Annotated in this window: 14 protein-coding genes; 2 read left to right on the forward strand and 12 right to left on the reverse strand. The window is 69.9% G+C overall.

The window, feature by feature from the left end; all coding sequences use genetic code 11:
• Positions 1-4: 4 nt before the first annotated feature.
• From NR810_RS26740 to pgeF, 8 genes are all read right to left on the reverse strand, one after another.
• A complete protein-coding gene (locus NR810_RS26740; protein WP_257456434.1) occupies positions 5-595 on the reverse strand; it encodes an ExbD/TolR family protein in 591 nt (196 codons plus the stop codon).
• Complete coding sequence (locus NR810_RS26745; protein ID WP_257456435.1) at positions 596-1117, reverse strand: ExbD/TolR family protein; 522 nt, start codon at positions 1115-1117, stop codon at positions 596-598. It abuts the gene before it with no gap.
• 10 nt (positions 1118-1127) lie between these two features.
• Positions 1128-1886 (reverse strand): MotA/TolQ/ExbB proton channel family protein, encoded by a 759-nt coding sequence (locus NR810_RS26750; RefSeq protein WP_257456437.1) that lies wholly within the window; start codon positions 1884-1886, stop codon positions 1128-1130.
• 127 nt (positions 1887-2013) lie between these two features.
• On the reverse strand, positions 2014-4638 hold the full coding sequence (gene topA, locus NR810_RS26760) for a type I DNA topoisomerase (RefSeq protein ID WP_407653836.1): 2625 nt from the start codon (positions 4636-4638) through the stop codon (positions 2014-2016).
• Between the two features lie 8 nt (positions 4639-4646).
• A complete protein-coding gene (locus NR810_RS26765) occupies positions 4647-5768 on the reverse strand; it encodes a DNA-processing protein DprA (protein ID WP_257456439.1) in 1122 nt (373 codons plus the stop codon).
• Positions 5769-5949: 181 nt separating this feature from the next.
• The gene (locus tag NR810_RS26770; RefSeq protein ID WP_257456441.1) at positions 5950-7185 is read right to left on the reverse strand and encodes a LysM peptidoglycan-binding domain-containing protein; all 1236 of its coding nucleotides are present in this window, start codon (positions 7183-7185) and stop codon (positions 5950-5952) included.
• 22 nt (positions 7186-7207) lie between these two features.
• On the reverse strand, positions 7208-8029 hold the full coding sequence (locus NR810_RS26775; protein ID WP_257456688.1) for a tetratricopeptide repeat protein: 822 nt from the start codon (positions 8027-8029) through the stop codon (positions 7208-7210).
• Between the two features lie 68 nt (positions 8030-8097).
• The gene (gene pgeF / locus NR810_RS26780) at positions 8098-8868 is read right to left on the reverse strand and encodes a peptidoglycan editing factor PgeF (RefSeq protein WP_257456444.1); all 771 of its coding nucleotides are present in this window, start codon (positions 8866-8868) and stop codon (positions 8098-8100) included.
• 178 nt (positions 8869-9046) lie between these two features.
• On the opposite strand from pgeF, the gene NR810_RS26785 reads away from it, so the two are divergent.
• Both NR810_RS26785 and NR810_RS26790 read left to right on the forward strand, forming a co-directional pair.
• Entirely contained in the window at positions 9047-10960 is a 1914-nt protein-coding gene (locus tag NR810_RS26785) for a GGDEF domain-containing protein (protein WP_257456450.1), read from the forward strand.
• 45 nt (positions 10961-11005) lie between these two features.
• Positions 11006-13072 (forward strand): lipoxygenase family protein, encoded by a 2067-nt coding sequence (locus tag NR810_RS26790; RefSeq protein WP_257456451.1) that lies wholly within the window; start codon positions 11006-11008, stop codon positions 13070-13072.
• 6 nt (positions 13073-13078) lie between these two features.
• On the opposite strand, the gene NR810_RS26795 is transcribed toward NR810_RS26790, so the two are convergent.
• From NR810_RS26795 to NR810_RS26810, 4 genes are all read right to left on the reverse strand, one after another.
• Positions 13079-14539, reverse strand: coding sequence for a trypsin-like peptidase domain-containing protein (locus NR810_RS26795; RefSeq protein WP_257456453.1), 1461 nt, complete (start codon positions 14537-14539; stop codon positions 13079-13081).
• Between the two features lie 119 nt (positions 14540-14658).
• A complete protein-coding gene (locus NR810_RS26800; RefSeq protein ID WP_257456455.1) occupies positions 14659-16656 on the reverse strand; it encodes a tetratricopeptide repeat protein in 1998 nt (665 codons plus the stop codon).
• Positions 16653-18239 (reverse strand): glycoside hydrolase family 57 protein, encoded by a 1587-nt coding sequence (locus NR810_RS26805; protein WP_257456456.1) that lies wholly within the window; start codon positions 18237-18239, stop codon positions 16653-16655. Before NR810_RS26805 ends, NR810_RS26800 begins: the two co-directional genes overlap by 4 nt.
• Before the next feature lie 9 nt (positions 18240-18248).
• Complete coding sequence (locus NR810_RS26810; RefSeq protein ID WP_257456457.1) at positions 18249-19835, reverse strand: DUF4912 domain-containing protein; 1587 nt, start codon at positions 19833-19835, stop codon at positions 18249-18251.
• Positions 19836-19888: the final 53 nt, after the last annotated feature.

The raw sequence follows: 19888 nt of genomic DNA on the forward strand, positions 1-19888 counted from the left end.
CGCCCTACTGGGGCTTGCCCTCGTCCTGGAGGACCACGAACCGGTAGTTCTCCAGCTCGTTCTGGCCCGCCGTGTAGAGCACCGTGAGGAGCATGTCGTACGGGATGGCCTTGTCCGCGATGACGGACAGCTCCCGGTTGAACGGCGCCGACGGGTTGCGCTCGGCGATGTACTTCAGCTTCTCCACTTCCTTCTTGAGCTGCGCGTCCAGCGAGACCACCAGCCGGCCCTGGAGCGCCTCGGGAGGAATCTGCCCACCCGTGAGCCGCAGCACTTCCTTCTCCCCCACGAGGATGTTCTTGGGGGTGACGGTGACGGCCACGGTGTCCTTGGGCGTGGCGCGCGTGGAGGACACCGGCGGCCGCACGTCCTCGCTGGCCGTCAGCGCCGCCGAGGACGAGGCGAAGGACTTGAGGAGGAACACCAGGAGGATGGTCATCATGTCCATCATCGCGGTGATGTTCAGCTCCTTGATCTCCCCGGCCGCCTCGCGCTCCTTGCGCTTCTTGCGCGCGAGCGCCTTGCGGTAGCGCATGCGCTGCAGCCGCTCTTCATCCGACGGAACCTGGAGGGAACTCTCGCCCGGCGTCGACATCTACATGGCTCCGAGGGTGACGTCCGGGAAGAGCACGCGGTGCGTCTTGTCCTGCGTCTCGCGGACGGCGTCCATGGTCTGGATGAGCGCGTCGTAGGGCGTCTCGGGGTCGGCGCCGACGATGACCTTCGTCTCGGTGGGGAAGGCGCTCTTGATCTTCACCATCTGCGCGTTGAGGGCGGCGTAGTCGTACGCGCCATCCGCCTTGAGGGGGATGGTGGGCTCACCCTCCTTGCCGAGGATGGTGTTCTCGCTGTTGACGAAGTGGCCCTTCTTGCTGATGAGCACGCTGAGCGTCAGCTTGGGCTGATCCGGGTTCTGCTCCGGGGCCACCGAGGTGCTGGGGCCGCCGTAGCTGGGCGCGCTCACGTTGACGATGCCGAAGGCCGCCAGCCCGTTGATGGACAGCAGCATGAACAGGATGAGGTTCATGAGGATGTCGAGGTACGGGACGATGTTGAGCTCGCCCGACTCCTCTTCCTCACGCGGCTTGAGCTTGCGCCTGGAGTAGTAGAACGCCATGGAAGCGCCCTCAGGCGGCCCGGACCTCGTCGGAGGCCGTGGACTCGCCCGCGGCCTTGCGCGCCAGCAGGTTCTCCAGCTTGAGCGCGTAGAGCTCCATCGTCTCCACCATGCTCTTGGCGTACGAGGTCAGGAACAGGTGGAAGATGATGCAGAGCACCGCGATGGAGAGCGCGAACGCGGTGTTGTTCATGGCCTTGGAGATACCGTCGGACAGCAGGGCCTGCTTCTGCTCGGCGGGCACGTTGCCGAGCGCCTGGAACGTGCCGATCAGACCGAAGATGGTGCCGACGAGCCCCACCAGCGTGGCGATGTTGGCCAGGGACCACAGCCAGGGGATGCGCGCGCCCACGTGCGGGCTCTGCTCCACCAGCGACTCCTCCACCGCCTTGGCCACTTCGATCTCCCCGCGGTTGGCGCGGGTGAGGCCGGCGCGGATGATCTTCGCCAGGGGCGAGTGCGGAGCGGCGGCGCACAGCTTCACGGCGCGGTCCACGTTGCCGGTCATCACCAGCTTCGTCACCTGCTCCATGAAGGGGGGCGCGTTGAGGTTGTAGCGGAACATCAGCGTGACGATCCGCTCCAGGGCCACCGCGAGCGCGGCGGCCAGCCAGAACAGATTGACGAACATGAACGGACCGCCGTCCTTGAAGAACTTGATGGTGGAGTCCACGACGCCGAGCTTGGCCGGCGCCGCCTTCACGGCCTCCGCTGCCGCCGGGGCCTGGGTCAGCACCACGTCCAGCAGCTCGCTCACCATGGGAATCATCGCGAAGTGGGTCCTTTCGACGACCGTGCCTACCCTGGGGGCGGGCACTGAACTTCTAGAGGACCCACTGCGGAGGTGTCAAGCCAGGGGCAGGCCATGCCCCTGATATCCTTGGACTTTCAGCCTTTCAGGCAGCCGAGGAGGCCGTGCTGCCGTTGGCCGCGGCGGCCTCCGGTTCGACGATCTGCCGGCGGTAGTCGCACTCCTTGTTGGGGCAGGCCACGTACGGGCCGTCCCGCTTGGAGTACTTCTGCAGCAGGTAGGGCGACTGGCAGCTGGGGCACGACTCCGGCAGCGGCCGGTCCCAGGCGGCGAACTTGCAGTCCGGGTAGCGGTTGCAGCCGAAGAAGATCTTCCCCCGCCCGCTGCGGCGCTCGGTGAGGTAGCCCTGCTTGCAGTCCGGGCAGCTCACGCCGATGGAGATGGGCTTGGACGTCTTGCACTCGGGGTAGCCCGAGCACGCGAGGAACCGGCCGAAGCGGCCGCGCTTCACCACCATGGGCTTGCCGCAGTTCTCGCACTTCTCGTCGGTCGTCTCCTCCTCGATGATGACGATCTTCCCCTCGGCGTCGCGCTTGAAGTCCTTGGTGTTCTTGCACTCGGGGTAGTTCGAGCACGCGAGGAAGTGGCCCATCTTCCCCCACTTGATGACCATGACGTTGCCGCACTTCTCGCACGCCACGTCGGTCTTGATCTCCTCGCGCTTGACGTCGCGCATCTCCGCTTCGGCCTTCTCGAGCGTCTCCTTGAAGGGCGCGTAGAAGTCCTTGAGCACGGCCTTCCAGTTGGCCTCGCCCTCGGAGATCTGATCGAGCTTCTCCTCCATGCTGGCGGTGAAGGCGGCGTCCAGCTCGTGGGGGAAGTGCTTGACGAGCAGCTCGTTGCAGATGACGCCCAGGTCCGTGGGACGGAAGCGGCCCTCCAGCTTCTCCACGTACTTCTTCTCCTGGATGGTGGAGAGGATGGCGGCGTACGTCGACGGACGGCCGATGCCCCGCTCCTCCAGCTCCTTCACCAGGGTGGCCTCGGAGAAGCGCGGCGGAGGCTGGGTGAAGTGCTGCTCGTCGAGCAGCTTCTGCAGGCCCAGCTTGTCCCCGTCGTTGAGCGAGGGCAGCTCGCCCACGCCGTCCTCGTCGGTGTCCTCGCCGGCGGCGCGAGCCTTCTCCTGGGCGGCCTCCTCCTCGGGGGTGAGGCTGGCGCCGTAGACGGCCAGGTAGCCGGGGAACTTCAGCGTGGAGCCCGAGGCCCGGAAGAGGGCCCGGCCCGCGGTGATCTCCGCGCTCGTCTGGTCATACACGGCCGGCATCATCTGGCACGCGACGAAGCGGTTCCAGATGAGCTCGTACAGGCGGAACATGTCCGCGGCCATGTCGTCGTTCATCGAGTCGAAGTACGGCTTCACCTTCGAGGGCGGGTACTCGAGCGAGGTGGGACGGATGGCCTCGTGCGCGTCCTGGGCGCCCTTCTTGGTGCGGTACACCACCGGCGCCTCCGGCACGTAGTCCGCGCCGTAGGTGGTGCCGATGAAGCCGCGCACCGCCGTCACCGCGTCGTCGGACAGACGGGTGGAGTCCGTACGCATGTACGTGATGAGCGCCGTCTGGCCCTCCTCTCCGAGCGGCACGCCTTCATAGAGCCGCTGGGCGAGCGCCATCGTCTTCTTGGCGGTGAAGTGCAGCCGGTTGGCCGCCTCCTGCTGCAGCTTGGAGGTGATGAACGGAGCGGGCGCGTTGCGGCGCCGCTCGCGCTTGTCCACCTTGGACACCACGAAGGCGGCGCTCTTGAGCTCCTCCACCAGCGTCTCGGTGGAGGCCCGGTCCTTCAGGTCGGCCTTCTTGCCGTCCACCTTGGACAGCTTGGCCTTGAAGGGCGGCGGTCCGGCGGGCCCCTCCAGCAGCGCGTCCAGCGTCCAGTACTCCTGCGGGACGAAGGCCTTGATCTCATCCTCGCGCTCGCAGATGAGGCGCACGGCCACGGACTGCACGCGGCCCGCGGACAGACCCCGGCGTACCTTCTTCCAGAGCAGCGGGGAGATCTGATAGCCCACCAGCCGGTCCAGGATGCGCCGCGTCTGCTGGGAGTCGTAGTTCTCCTGGCTGAGCTGGCGCGGCTGGGCGATGGCCTCTTGAATGGCCTTCTTGGTGATCTCGTTGAACATCACCCGGTAGGCGTTCTCGTGGCCGAGCTGCTGGTGGATGTGCCAGGCGATGGCCTCGCCCTCGCGGTCGGGGTCCGTCGCGAGGAAGACCTTGTCCACGCCCTGGGCGGCCTTCTTCAGCTCGCCGAGCACCTTCTCCTTGCCCTTGATGACCTCGTACTGGGGCTCGAAGTCGTGCTCGATGTCCACGCCCATCTTGCTCTTGGGCAAGTCGAGGATGTGGCCGACCGAGGCCTTCACCGTATAGCCGGAGCCCAGGTACTTCTTGATGGTCTTCGCCTTGGCGGGCGACTCGACCACCACGAGGTAGTGCGGCCCCTTGCCCCGCCTGGGGGTCTCGGTGTCCTCGGCCTCCTCGGCGGAGGCCTCCACGGTGGCCAGGGCCCCGTCACCGCCCTTGCGGCGCGAGGAGGCCTTCTTGGCGGCCGTCTTCTTGGCGGCGGCCTTCTTCTTGGCCGTCTTCTTCTTGGCGGCCGTCTTCTTGCGCGCCGCCGGCTTCTTGGCTTCCGTCTCGGCGGTCGCCGTCTCGGCGGTCGCCGTCTCCTCGACCTCCGTCTCGCCCGCCGTTGCCGTCTTCTTCGTGCGCGTCGCCATGATTCTCCTCAAACCTTCTCGTACAACCTTCCAGGATGCTGGATGACGAGCCCAGACAGCTCCAGCTCCACCAGGGCGCTCGAGAGCGCCGCGGGCGAGAGCCGGCTGCCGGCCAGCACCTCATCGAATGACCTGGGAACCCTGTCCAACACCTGGTAGGCCCCCCTCGCTTCCACCGAGAGCTCCGTCCACGAGGAGCCCTCCCCTGGCGGCACCGCCTTGTCGGGGTGGATGCCCACGGCCCGCCAGACTTCATGAACCGAGAGACACGCCCGGGCGTGTCCGTCCCGGATGAGCGCGTTGCACCCGGCCGCTCCCTCGTTCGACACATCACCGGGCAGGGCCAGCACGGGCCTCCCCTGCAGCCGGCCGGCCTCCGCCGTGTAGAGACTGCCGGAGTCCACCCCGGCGCGCAGGACCAATACCGCATCCGACGCGCCAGAGATGAGCCGGTTGCGCCGGGGGAAGGTCGTCGTGCTCGCACGGACCCCCGGCGGCAGCTCGCTGAAGAACACGCCGCCCCGGGCCAGGAAGTGCGGCAGCAGCTTCGCCTGGGCGGGATCCAGCTCGTCCAGCGCCGAGCCCAGGAAGGCCCACGTCTCCCCACCCGCGTCCATCGCCCCCCAGTGGCACGCCCTGTCCACGCCCGCGGCGGCTCCGGACACCACGCCCACCCCACCCTCCGCCACCTGACGGGCGAAGCTCCGCGCGAAGGGGAGGAAGCCCTGGTCCGGGTGCCGGCTGCCCACCATGGCCACCCGGCGGCGCGGCGGCCCCACCTCTCCCCGGTAGAAGAGGAGCGGCGGTGCGTCGTCCACCTCCACCAACCGTGCCGGGTAGGCCCTCTCTCCCGCGAAGGTCACCCCCATGCCCACCGCCGCGCAGCGCTCCAGCACGCGCTCGGCCAACAGGCCCAGGTCTGGCACCTCGGCCAACCTGCGCCGGACGGGCATCGGGACGGGGGCCTCGCCCAGCCACTCCCTCACCGGGCAGGCGAGCAGGCGGGTGAGCTCTCCCTGGGTGAACGCACGCAGGGCACTCAGGGCCCTCGGGCCCAAGCCGGGGACCGCCCAGAGCGCCAGGAGCGCGCGCTGCTCCTCCGAGGAGCTGTTCGTCGTGAATTCCACCATGCCCGACCCCCTCCTGGGCCCACCTATATAGAAGATGGGTCCGACGGAAAGGGGCGGGACACATAAACACCGGACTGGCGGTGGTCAAGCGGCACGTCCCCTGCAGTAGGGGCCAGGCGAGCCGATCCAAGGGGTTCCGTGCCCCATTCGAGGGGTCATCCGGCGGCGTGCCGGGCCCCACCTACCGCTGGGCGGTGGGCTGCTGGCCCACGCGCATCACCGCGCGAGCCCCAGACGCCACCTCCTGGATGGAATACGTGAGGACGCAGTTGCTGGTGCGGTCCTTCACCTCGGTGACGAGGCACAGGGCGATGTTCTCCGTCGGCATCGGCTGCGGCTTGCGCTTCTTGATGGGCAGGTCCAGCTCGAGGACGTGTCCGACGCCGGGGTCTCCCTGCCGCGTGATGGTGAAGGTGTTGCCCACCTGCACGCCGTCGCTGCTGCCCTTGTCGATGACCAGGAAGTGGTGCTCGCCGATGAGGGTGAGGTACGGCACGAGCGCGGTGATGACGACGCCCGCCACCTCCTTCTCGTTGCGCCGCGTCACCACCTGCTCCACCAGCCGCTCGCCGAACGGGCCCACCAGGTCGCCACGCGTGATGGCGTCCCACGTGTCCATCACCTGCGCGGTGACGAAGTGGTCACCCAGCTGCACCACCCGCAGGGTGCCGACGAACTCGGTGAGGAAGCCCACCGGCCTCTTCGTCACCGGGTGCTTCACGCTCTCCACGGTGTGGAACACCACGTACCGGTCCCCGACCTTCGCATCCGCCTTGCGCTTGAAGCGCACGTAGACGTTGTCCGGATAGGACAGCATGGTCGCCTCGGTGGAGGCGCCCTCGATGCGGCCCGCCTCCTCCAGCTCCCGCGTGGTGACGAAGCCATGCGTCATCACCGTGCGCGAGGCCTTGGGCTCGAAGGTGAGCTTGCCGGTCACCTCCACCGCCGGTCCGGAGGTGTCCATCTCGGAGCCCTCGGCGATGTCCCCCGTCTCCGCCACCATCTCCGACGGGGCAGGACCGACGCCCGCCTCCACCCGCGAGGGGACCTCCTCGCCCGCCGGGAAGAAGCGCACGTTGTTGCCGGGGTAGATCCAGTGCGGGTTGGCGATCTCCGGGTTGTAGGACCAGACCTTGGGCCAGTACCAGGGGCTGCCCAGGTACTTCTGGGACAGGTCCCACAGGGTGTCGCCCCGCTCCACGGTGTGCACCTCGCCGGGCGCGGACTCGCGGCCGCCCTGGCCCGGGGGAATGACGACATTGCCGGGCCGGCCAGGAGGCTGCTGCTCATCGACGACCTCGGACCCCTCGGTCTCGTCGCCGGCCTCGGGCTCCTGTTCCTCCGCGTTCTGCGCCCAGACGGCGGGCGGCACGAGCACTGTGGCCAGGAGGAGCGAGGAGAGGATCCGCGAGCGCATCGGATGACTTCCTTTCGGACTGCTAGTGCGAGAGGGACGCGAGCCGCTGTTCCGCCTGAGTGGCGGCGGCCGTCCCCGGGAACTGGGTGAGAATGCGGGTGTAGAGCGCCCGCGCATCGTCTTTCTGGTTGAGCCGCAGCCGGCACTCGGCCAGCCGCAGCATGCCGTCCAGCACGGCATCTCCGGCGGGATAGCTGGAGATGAGGCGCTCGAAGGTCTTCGCGGCGGCCTCGTGGTCCTTCAGCCCGATCTGCCCGAGCCCGCTGAAGTAGAGCGCGTTGTCCGCGCGCGGGTGACGGGGGTTGTCCTCGGCGAAGCGCGACAGGCGGGCCACCCCGCCCTCCACGTTGCCGGTGCGCAACGCCGCCACCGCCTGCTCGAACTCGGCATCCAGGATGGTGGCGTCCAGCTGCTCCTTCGGCTCGGCGCTGGCGCCAGGGCCGCTGTCCCCCTCGGGCGCGGAGCTGATGAACATCTCCATGTCCTCGGGCGCGGGCTCGACGACGGGCACCCGGGTGGGCAGCGGGGGCGCGGGCTCGTTGCGCGGCTTGAGCTTCACCACCGCCAGCTCGGGCGTGGTGAAGGACTTCTCGGGCTCGGCGGCGGCTGGCGCGGAAGAGGTCCCCTTGGACGGAGCGGTGGCACGGGCCTGGGTGACGCTGGTGTGCAGCTCCATGCGCTCCAGACGCTTCTCCAGGCGCGCCTGGGTCTCGCGCATGGCACGCACCTCGGCCTTCAGCTCCGCCAGCTCCGACGTCTGGGCGGAGCCGGTGGTGGCACAGGCGGACAGCGCGCAGAGAGGCGCGAGGGCAAGCAGTCGGCGAATGATGCGGCGCTCCAACACGGTGACGGGGGTACCCTGAGGATAGGAAGGGGTGCTGGAGACCGTCAAGAAATCGGCCCGGAGGCCGATCAGAACCGGTGCACCACGAAATTGAGGTGCCTGCCCGTCCGCCCAGCGTCACGGCGGTGCGAGAAGAATCGGCTCGCGTCACACGCCGTGCAGTGGGGCAGCACGTCCACATGGGCCTGCTTCAGCCCCGCGCCCAGCAACGTCTCCCGCACGGCCCGTGAGAGGTCCAACCGCACCTCGCCCCGCTCGCGGACCACCACCTGCGGCCCGAAGCCCGCGGTGAAGCGCTCGCCCAGGTCCTCGGAGACGACGTAGCAGCAGCGCTGGATGCAGGGGCCCACCGCCGCCAGCAGCCGCTCGGGCCGCGAGCCCCTCGCCACCAGGGACTCCACCGCCCGCGCCACGATGCGCGCGTCCGTGCCCTTCCACCCCGAGTGCACCCCCGCCACCCGCCGCCCCTCCGGATCCACCAGCAGCACTGGCACGCAGTCCGCCGTGCCCACCGCCACCCAGTGCTCCGGCCGCTCCGTCCAGAGCGCGTCCGCCTCGCCTTCCGTCGGCCGGAGCGTTCCGGTGCCCTCACCCTCCCCTACTTCCACCACACGATCTCCATGCACCTGGCTCACCCGGTGCAGCGCATCGAGCGCCGCGCCCGCCGCCGCGGCCAGCCGGCGATGGTTCTCCTCCACCCGCTCTCGCAGGTCACCCACCGCGAAGCCCAGGTTGAGGGAGTCATACGGCCCCTCCGACACCCCACCCGCCCGCGTGGCGAAACCATGGGGCACGGGGATCAACGAGGAGAGCACGAAGGAAGGAGAAGAGGCGGACATGGTGGAGCCGATCCCAGCACACTACGCGGTGCGTCAGGCAACATCTACTTCCTCGACATCCGCCCTCACGAATAATTTCCAACAGAGTCCGTTTGACAGTGTGCGTCAGCCGATCTGACAATCCATCAATGACACGGGGGTTGACGGCAGCGGGCCGGCGGTTCCTGCCTCCACGGACATGGCATTGGGTCTCGATACCGTAGGCAGGAAGCTCCTGTGGAGCGTAGCCCTGCCCGGGCTGCTCGCGGCCATCCTGGGCATCGGCTACTTCTGGCGTGAGGCCCATCAGGCTGCCCGGAATGCCACCCAGAGCGAAGCCCTGGCACTCTCGGAGTTCATCGGCACCCACTTCCGGATGCCGACTCCCCAGGGCCTGCCGCCCCACTCGCCCGTGGCGGAGCTGCTGCGCTCGGAGACCCGGCTGCTGCGCGCCACGGCGGAGCTGAACATCGTGTCGCCGGACGGGCGCATCCTCTGGTCCGCCCGGCCCGAGGAAGTGGGCACCCGCCACCCCCAGGCCGCGCTGCTGACGGCGTCCGGTCCGGAGCGGAGCCTCTCGGACGCCCATGCGACGGAGGTCATCCGCCCACTCGGAGGGAAGGAGTGTGAGGGGTGCCACGTGGGCGCGGCGATGCGTCCCCTGGGAGTCCTGCACCTGCGGGTGACCGAGCCCGTGGTCCACCGGGAGCTCACCGAGGCCCTCGGCGGCGGGCTGGTGGCCGTGCTGGTGCTGGGCACCATGCTGATCATCGCCACCGGGGTGTCGCTGCACCTCTTCCTCACCCGGCCCCTGCGCCGGCTCACGGCCGCCATGCGTCGCGCCGAGGAGGGAGACTTCCTGGTGCGCGCCGAGGTGCGGGGCACGGATGAGATCTCCCGGCTCGGCTCGGCCTTCAACGCCATGCTGGCGCGCATCACCTCCATGAAGGCCGAGGAGATCGACACCCACCGAGATCTCCAGGTGACGAAGTGGAAGCTGTCCCTCAAGGAGGAGTTGGAGGAGCGCATCGCCGAGCTGGCCCTGCTCTTCGACGTGGCGCGCTCGGTCAACTCCACCATCGAGCTGTCCGAGCTGCTCTCGCGCATCACCCAGATGGTGCCCGAGCGGCTCCACATCCCGCACTTCTCCACCATGCTCGTCAACCCGGACGGGGTGCTGGAGATCAAGAGCACCTTCCCGGCGGACCCGGCCCTGGATGGGATGACCTTCCAGATCGGCGAGGGCGCGTGCGGACGCGCGGCGGAGACGCACCGGGCGGTGTACGTGCCGGACGTCACGGACCCCTCGAGCGTGTTCGCCCGGCGAGCGCTGCTGCCGGGGCACGAGGTCGGCGCGCTGCTGTGCGTGCCCATGGTGCACATGAACTCGGTGCTGGGCGTGCTCAACTTCCGCCGCCCGGAGGTGGCCAGCTTCGCCCCCGAGGAGCTGGAGCTGCTCAGCGCGGTGGCCGACCAGGTCGCCACGGCGGTGAAGAACGCCATGCTCCACGCCGAGGCGGTGAAGCTCACCATGACGGACCCGCTCACCGGGTTGCCCAACCGCCGCCACCTCTTCGCGCGGCTGGAGTTGGAGGTGGCACGCGCGCAGCGCTTCGGCTCGCCGGTGTCCATCCTCATGGTGGACATCGACCACTTCAAGAAGCTCAACGACGCCGCGGGCCACCGCGCCGGTGACGACACGCTGCGCAGGGTGTGTGACGTGCTGCGCGCCCGCGTGCGCAAGGTGGACACGCTCGCGCGCTACGGCGGCGAGGAGTTCATGCTGGTGCTGTCCCAGGTGTCCAAGGAGGACGCCTACGAGGTGGCCGAGAAGCTGCGGCGCGCCGTGGCCGAGGCCCCCCAGCTCGCCGCCCCCACCCAGCCCGGCGGCCACATCACCGTCTCCATCGGCGTGGCCAGCATCCCCGCCGACGCCTCCATCCAGGACACCCTGGTGGATTGCGCCGACGCCGCCCTCTACGCCAGCAAACGCGGCGGGCGGAACCGCGTCACCTGCTACGAATCCGGCATGGAGCTCCACCCGGGCCGCGAGCGCGGGCTCTCCCGCCCCAACGATCCCTCCTCGCCCACTCCGTCCGTGGCCAAGGCCTGACCCGGCGCGAGACGCACCTCCCGGTCTCCCTGGAACCCTCCCCGAATGCTCGCACCGCTGCGCCGCCTGCTGTCCACGCTGGGCCGTCAGAATCGAGACGACCCCTCAGACCTCCTCGAACCCGCCGAGCTGGCCAGGTGGTACTCGAGCCTGAGCCCCGACGAGCGCGCTGCCGTCAGCCGCGAGCTGGCCTCGCGCGTCCGCGCTCCCCGGACCACCCGGGACCCCGCCACCCTGCCCGCCGTCGCCACCGGCCGCCTGGTCTTCGAGCAAGATGGTCCCCAGGGGCCCATCCCGCTGCACCACCTCAAGGTCGAGCTGTGGGACCGGGATCCCGGCGCTCCTGACGACTTCCTGGGCGAGGGCTTCACCGACGACGCAGGGCACTTCGCGATCCGCTATGACCCCGCCGACGCGGGCGCGGGAGACCTGCCGGACCTGGAGCTTCGCTTCTTCGAGCCCCAGCACACCTTCCGCAAGGACGGGCGGGTGGTGGAGTCCTGGCGGCGCATCGGCGCGCAACGGGGCCCCGATGACCATGGTGGACTCCACTACGACTTCGGCACCCTCCGGCTCCCGTACTGGGAATACGATCCGGCGACGCCCCTGGCCCGGCTGCTCGTCACCGAGCAGGGCACTCCACCGACGGCCTACGCCCCGGGGCGTTCGCTGGCGATGCTGAAGGCGGTTGCGCCCATCGAGCTCATCAAGCGTCAGCACCTGCTGCGGATCCGCCTCGGCCGGGCCCCCAATGTGGCCGAGTTGCAGGCCGACTACCCCGAGCCGATGACGGTCCGCATGGAGCGGGAGGCGCCGGGCTCCTCACGCAGTGACGCCTTCTTCGGTGAACGCCTCCTCAACGGCATGTTCGCGACGGTCATGGACCGCGATCCCGAGGTGCCCGGCGATCCCCATGCCTTCCGGCTCTACTTCCCCTGGAACGCCTACGAACAGGACGGCCTCCACTGCCTCCCCGACGTCGACGTGCGGCTGCGTCTGGTGGAGGGCCGGGTACTGCCCGTGCGCATCATCCTGGGACTCCGGGAGCCGGGAGCAACGGCGCCCGGCTCGCCCATCACACGCCGGACCTTCACACCGGAGGATGGCGCCGGTTGGGAGGCCGCCAAGCGCATCGCCCGGGTGAGCGCGACGCTGGACACCGAGCTGGGCAACCACCTCGGGCAGTGCCACTTCAACGTCGAGCAGTACGCCATCGCCGCGCACCGCAACCTGCGGCGCAACCCCCTCCGCTGGCTGCTCATGCCCCACCTGCGGGAGGTGGTCCTGATCAACCACTCCGCCAATGGGTTCCTGGTCGGGCCAACCGGTTACATCACCCGCGCCAGTGCGTTGACCGAGCGGAGCGTCGATGCGCGGCTGCTCCACCTGATGGGCAGCTACGACTGGCGGGGCTTCGCGCCCGCGGCCCCTGTGTGCGAGGGCCACCGCTACGCCCGCGCCGCGCAGCTGTTCTGGCGGGTGCTCGGAGAACACGTCGACGCCTTCTTCGCCGAGCACGGCGGCGCCGTGGAGGCACAGTGGCAGGAGGTGCGCCGCTTCTCGGACGACCTCGTGGCCCACTCGGTGCCCGCCTTCGTGTGCCGCTATCTCCGGGCGCGGGTGCCGGGGAAGGACGCTCCGTGGTTCGTGCGGTCCGAGCGCATGGACCTGGACGAGAAGGCCGCCCAGCCACCGCCCAAGGCCGTCAGCGCGGTGACCCACACCGACGTCCCCCAGCCCGGCGAGCTGGACGCGCTCAAGCAGCTGTGCCGCTACGTCATCTTCTTCGCGACCTTCCGGCACGCCTGGGCCAACAACCTCCAGTGGGAGGACGCCGGTGAGGTCCTCTACTCCAGCCTGGGGCTCCGCTGGGGCAAGGGAGGAGGACTCCCGGAGACCGAGGAGGATCCGGACGTCGCCCCTCCTCCGGACGAGGCGACCGAGATGCTGTGGATCTCCTGGATGCTGTCCAAGACCAACTACGGCTTCCTCCTGGCCAACGAGGAGGACGACGTGCATCCACGACTCGTGGAGCTGCTCCGGGCCCACGCCGCCGAGTTCGCGGCGCTGGGCCTGGACGTCAGGACGATCAGCTCCCGCATCAACATCTGAGCGGGTTCAGGGCACCCGCAGGGCGCGCAGGTAGCGCCCGACTCCCGGGACCTCCACGCGCAGCAGCAGCGTGCTGCCCGGGGCCGCCTTGCGGATGAGCTTCGCCAGCTCCTCCGCGTTGCGCACCGGCTTGCGATCCGCCTCCACCACCAACATGCCCGGAGCCAGCTCCGCGCGCTCCGCCGGCGAGCCCGGCAGCACGTCCGTCACCAGCGCGCCCTGGTTCGTCGTCAGCCCCGTACGCTCCACGAGGCGCTGATCCACGTTGCTCAGCGACACGCCCACGCGCGCCTTCGAGGACTGCTCGGTCTCCTCCTCGCCACCACGGCGCTGGCGCACGCTCAGCCCCTCCAGGTCCGGCCGCGTCCCGAGTTGCACCTTCAGCTCCTGCCGCTTGCCGTCCCGGAAGACGTCCAGCACCGAGGTGGTGCCCGGCTTCTTCAGCGCCACCGTGCGCGTCAGCTCTCCGCCCGAGCCCACCTTCCGCCCGTCGATGGCCACGATGACGTCATCCGCCTTCATGCCGGCCTTGCCCGCCGGGGAGTTGTCGTTCACCTGCGACACGATGGCGCCCTCGTTCACCGGCAGCGACATCGCCTTGGCCAGGTCGCTCGTCAGATCCTGGATGCCGATGCCCAGCCACGCCCGCGTCACCGCGCCGTCCTTCTCCAGCTGCGGCAGGAGCGCCTTCACCATGTTGCTCGGCACCGCGAAGCCGATGCCCGTGCCCCCGCCCACGATGGCGGTGTTGATGCCCACCACCTCGCCCTTCATGTTGAAGAGCGGGCCACCCGAGTTGCCCGGGTTGATGGCGGCGTCCGTCTGGAGGAAGTCGTCATAGGGGCCGGAGTGGATGTCACGCGCCCGCGCCGAGAGGATGCCGCTGCTCACGCTGGAGGCCAGCCCGAACGGGTTGCCGATGGCCACCAGCCAGTCCCCCACGCGCAGCGCGTCCGAGTCTCCCAGCTTCACCGAGGGCAGGTTCTCCACCTTGCCCTGGAGCTGGAGCAGGGCCACGTCGGTGAGCGGATCCCTCCCGACGATCTTCGCGTCGAAGCTGCGCCCGTCATCCATGCGGACACGGATCGTCACCGCGCCCTCGATGACGTGATTGTTGGTCAACACCAGGCCCTTGGGGTCGATGATGAAGCCCGAGCCCGCTCCCTGGCGGAGCTGCTCGCGCCGCTGGCCCTGGCCTCCGCCTCCGAAGAAGCGCTCGAAGAGGGGATTCTCCTGTCCGAAGCCCTCGGACCTGGAGCCCCTGGCTTGCACATCCACGTTGACGACGGCGCCCTTCACCGACTCCACGAGCGGGGCCAGCGAGGGCAGGGCCTGCGCCTCCCGGGTAGCGGGCTGCAGGGGGGAGGAGGACGTTGCCGCCGTCTGCTGGGCGGGCGCCAGGAGCGGCAGCGCGAGAACGAGAGCACCGGCGAGGGCGCTCTTCTGGGGATTCAGTCGCTTGGTCATGGTCTGTCCCGAGATAAGACGGAAAGACTTCAAGGCAAGGCAGACATGCCCTGCCCGCGCGACTGGGGAACAGTGTGGCGCCCGTTCTCTTCCCGGCAGGGACAGGGGGCGTGTAGGAGCTACACCCCCAGCAGCAGGGCGAGCGCCCCGGGCTGGCCTGGTTCGAGAGTGAACAGTAGCCGCTCGCGCAGCACCTTCAGCTCCTCGTAGCCCATCTCCACCGCGCGGCCATGGGCGACCGGATCCCTCAGGCGCTCCTTGGCCTGGATGACGAAGTCCGCCAGCACGTCCAGGAGACGTCCCGGCAGGGGATAGCGCTCGATGAGGAAGGCCAGGAAGAGGTGGAGGTAGGGCTCCTCGCGCCGCTGGAGCACGCGAGCCACCTCGCCCATGGAGGGCGGACGGCCGGGCCGCTCGGGATCGAAGGCGGCGGCGAAGTTGTCGAAGTACTCCACCTTCCGGCCACGCTTCTCGCGCGTGGCCGCCTGGAGGAAGTCCTTGAGCTGGCCCCGCGCCTCCAGCCACTGGCGGAAGCGCTCCACGAAGAGCGTGTACAGCGCGCGCTCCAGCGCCCCCGCGAACAGCACCGCCACCGCCGCCGCGGGCAGGTCCGTGTAGAGGGCCTTCTGGAACGTGCGCTCCGCCACCATCATCGCCTGCAGCAGTGGCGGCGGGCACGTGGCCAGCGCCTTGCCCAGCCCCCGCTCCACGTTCTCGCGGGCCTTGGCATCGATCTCCGTCTCGCGCTGCTCGAGCTCCTCGCGGGTGCGCCGGGCCTGCTCCGCGCGCGCCACCGCCTGCGCCGACCTCGCCTCCTCCTCCGCCCGGCGAGCCTTCTCCTCGGCCTGCGCCTGGGCCGCCCGGAGCGTCTCCAGCTCGCGGCGCAGCGCCTCCAGCTCGTTCTCGCGGGCCACGAAGCGGCGGCGCAAGGCATCGGACTCGGCCTTCGCCGCCTCCACCTGCGCCTCCACGTTGGCCTGCAACTGCGTGCGCCACGCCTCCCGGCGCCGCGTCAGCTCCAGGCCCCGCTGCGCCTCGGGTTCGTCCGGGTCCATCGCGAGCGCCGCCTGGAAGGACCGCTCGGCGGACTCGAAGTCACCCTCCTCCGCCGACAGGTGTCCCAGGTCCACCTGCAGCTGGGGCCCCAGCTTGCCCTGGGCCTCCGGGTGCTCCGAGGCCCGCGCCAGCGCTTCACGCGCCTCCTGGCGCCGTCCCAGCAACCGCAGCGCGCGGCCCCGGGTGGCCTCCAGCTCGAAGATGAAGCCCTTGTAGTGCTCGCCCGTCGCCGCCTCCGCGGCCGTCAGGTGCTCCAGCGCGTCCTCCGGGCGGTTGCGCAGGTTGGCGATCTGCGCGAACAGGAGCCGATCCTCCGCCGTGGGCACGGAGCCCAGCCGCTCGGTGATGAGCTGGTCGCACAGGCCCGGCTCCCCGGCCAGCTGCGCCGCGTACGCCATGTGCCCGAGCTGCTCCGGTTGCAGCTCGCCCGCCGCGCGCAGCTCCTTCCACAGCCCGAGCGCGGGCGCGGCCTGTCCCTCCATGAGGAGGCAGTCGGCCAGCAGCCCCTTCGCCTCGGACTGCACCTCCGCGGGCGCATCACCCTCGACGAGGCTCCGGCACATGTTGGCCGCCTCTTCATAGCGGCCCAGCTTCGCGCGCACGCGCGCCAGCAACATCCTCGCCTCGGGCCCGGCGCCTCCGGCCACCGCCCGCGCGAAGATGCGCTCGGCGGCGGCGTAGCGCTCCAGCCGCGCCAGCGCGTAGCCGTACTGCATGAGCAGATCCGGCCCGAGCCCCTTCAGCTCGAGCTGCCCCATCAGCGCCACCGCCTCCTCGAAGCGGTCCTGGCGGATGAGCACCAGCCCGACACGGGCCGTCAGATCCCTGTTGCCCGGGAAGCGAGACAGGCCCTCGCGGTAGGCCGACGCAGCCGCGTCGTACTCGCCCCGGCCCAGGTGCACGTCTCCCAGCGCCGCTGGCACCTCGGGCCGGCCCAGGCTGTCATGGGCCGCCAGGTCACGGAGGATCTTCTCGGCCTCGCTGAACTCCTCGCGGGCCAGCAGGGTGCGGGCCCTCTCGTAGAGCTTGACGGCCTTGTGCTTGGGCAGCGTGGAACTCACGGTCGGTAGACCCGGTAGTCTATCTCGGGAAAGAGGTTGTTCTTGCCCTCGATGTGGGACAACCAGCCCTCATCGATGTTCCCATCGCGGATCTGGTCGTGCAGGCGCTGGAAGCGCAGGATGTGCTCCTTGGTGCGTCGCACGGCGTAGTCCACCATGGTTCCCGTCTTCATGATGAACGCCCAGTCCGACGATTGCGCCAGCAGGAGCTCGCGTGCGGCCTGGTTGAGTGCCCGCCGCTGGAGCGTGGGGGCGTCCGGGTGGTCCTTCGCCAGGGCCGCCATCTGGCGGGCGCAGTGGTGCAGGTGCCGGTAGATCCAGTCATTGGAGCCATCCAGCCACATGTTGGCGTAGCCGCCCGCGCCCCAGGAGCTCAGGGGCGGCGTGGCCACCTGGTTCTCCGGGTTCTCGGCCAGGTCATCCGACGCCGTCACCAGCCGGAACGTCTTCTGGTCGAAGGCCACCTTGCGGATGAGGGCGTCGAGGAACCACGGCCCCTCGAACCACCAGTGGCCGTAGAGCTCGGCGTCGTAGGGGGCCACCACCACCGGCTTGCGGCCGCCCATCTTCCCCGCGAGCCACTCGAACTGCTTCTCCCGGTTGAAGAGGAAGTTGCCCGCGTGGGTGGCGGCGCGCTCGCGCGCGACGTCCGGATCATAGGGCTGCTTGTCCTGCGTCTTGCCGGTGATCCGGTAGTACTTGAAGCCGGTGTTCTTGCGGTCCCCGGTGGGCTGGATGAAGGGCCGGACGTAGTCCAGGTCCAGATCCCACCCGATGTCCCGGTAGAACTCGCGGTAGACGGGGTCGCCAGGGTAGCCGTGCTCGGAGCTCCACACCTGCTGGCTGCTCTCGGGATCCCTCGCGTACGCCGCCACACCCGCCTCCGTGTAGATGGGCGCGAAGGGGCCATGCAGCGGCCGGGGCGTGGCGTCCATGACGCCGTGCGTGTCCACGAAGAAGTACCGGATGCGCTCGGCCGCCAGGTACTTCTCCACCCCGGGGAAGTAGCCGCACTCGGCCAGCCAGATGCCCGGCGCGTCCCGGCCGAAGGTGAGCCGGTAGTGGTTGGCGGCCACGGAGATCTGCGCGCGCACCGCCTCGGGCGTCTGCTGCATCAGCGGCAGGAAGCCGTGGGTGGCGTTGCAGGTGATGATCTCCAGGTGCCCGGCGTCCTGGAGCCGGCGGAAGGCGCCCACCAGGTCCCGCTTGTAGCGCTCGCGGAAGGCGCTCCGCAGGGACTCGAAGTGGTCCCGGTAGAAGTGGGCCAGCCGGCCGAAGACCGGGTCGTTCCGCGTGCGGTGCACCTCGCGAGCGCCCAGCTCGCAGAGCTGATCCAGCCTGCGCGCGTAGCGCTCCATGAGCAGCTCGTCGCGCAGCATGGTGACGAGCGTGGGCGTGAGCGTCATCGTCACGCGGAAGGGGACGTTCTCCTCCGCCAGCCGGTCGAAGACGAGCAGCAGCGGGAGATACGTCTCGGAGATGGCCTCGTAGAGCCAGTCCTCCTCGAGGAAGTCCTCGTACTCGGGATGCCGGACGAACGGCAGGTGCGCGTGGAGGACGATGGCGAGCGAGCCGATGCTCATGTCATTCCCCTATCGGCCCTGACCCGAGGAGGATGGGCGTGACCACGCCCACGACTCGGAGACAGCCCCCGCCGGTCCATACGCCCAGACCCACTGCTCGGAGGACCCACCCGCGCCGCCCTGGGACCACGTCCGCTGATCCGAGGAACCACCGGGACCCTGGGACCACGTCCGCTGCTCGGAGGACGCCCCGACGCCGTAAGACCAGGCCCGCTGCTCGGAGGAGCCCACCATGTCCCGCAGCCCCGCCCACTGCTCCGAGGAGCCCTCGGCGCGGCGGACGACGTCCATGTACTCCTGCTGGGGCGCACCCTCGCCCGGCGCGCCGGGGCCACCGGGACCGACGCGCTCCCGGTGACGCTCGGGGATGTCCTCGAAGCCACCGCTGCCCGGCAGGGCCACGCGGCGCCAGGTGATGTAGTCGCGCTCCTCGACGTCCGCGGTGCGGGTGGGCGCGGTGGCGGCCACCGCCTCCACGCTGACCTTCGGGGCGGTGACGGGCGGCATGCGCAGGAAGCGCACCGAGGTGTCCTCGGACGGACCCGCGGGCGGCAGGAAGACGCGGTTGGAGGAGTGCCCGATGCGGCGCGAGCGGCCGGAAGCGCCGACGAAGTGGGCCTCCACGCGGTAGGGCCTGCCCGGGGGCAGCCCGTGGATGTAGTAGCTGCGCGACTCGAGCGCGACGTCGATCACCCGCACCAGCACGTCGCCGTCGTCGTAGACGCGCAACACGGCTCGCGGGGACTCCAGCCCGCCCAGGGCCCGGCGCCGGGCCTCGGCGCTGAAGTCCCAGCAGAGAAAGAGCGTGTGCGGATCGCGCGGCATCAGCAGGGCCGTGTCGTCCTCGTAGTCCATCGACAGATCGCCGAGCCGCTCGTCGTAATCCGGCGAGCCGAGCGCCTCGACGGGCCGGCGGCGCTGCGACTCGGTGAGGTGGTGGCGGAAGGCCTCCTGCTCACCCGCGATGCGCGCCACGAAGAAGCCCTCCACCAGCGGCTCCGCGGCGTGCTGCCCCGCGTGGGCGGGCGGCTCCGCGTGGGCGGGCGGCTCCGCGTGGACGGGGGGTGGGGGAAGGAAGGGAGCCGGAGGACTCGTGAGGGTGGGCTCGTCGTCCCTCGACGCCCGGCCCCCCGAGGGCTTGGGCTTGGGCGGGAAGTTGACCACCTCGGCGGGCCGGGGCGTGGGGTGGATGGGCGTCTTCTCGTCGTCGTCCCCGGGCAGGGCCCGCTCCGGAGCGATGGGCTGCGCCGGACGCTCCTCGGGCTTCTCGGTGCGAGAGGCCGCCGAGACGGCCCCCGGGGCCTTGCGGGCCCCCTTCACCTTCTCCCGGGTCTCCTTCACCTTCTCCCGGGCCCGCTCCACCTTCTCCTGGACCTGCTTCCTGACGGACTGCCCGGCGGAGGAACGCCCCGCCTTCCCGTCCGCCTTCGCGGTCTCCGACTCCTCGCCGCCCGCGCGCTTCGCGAGCCCCGGCACCAGCCTGGCCAGTGCATCGAGGAGGTCCTTCTTGGTCTTGAGCTTGCTATGCCCGCGTCCCAGATGCTTGCGCGCGAGCTCCCGCAGGTATTCCACCGTGACGCTCTTGAGGTCGGCCATAGGCGGATTCCGGCTTAGGTCGACAGGGCCGCGAGGGTCAACGAACGATTTCA

The organism is Archangium lipolyticum (assembly GCF_024623785.1).
Lineage (GTDB): Bacteria > Myxococcota > Myxococcia > Myxococcales > Myxococcaceae > Archangium > Archangium lipolyticum.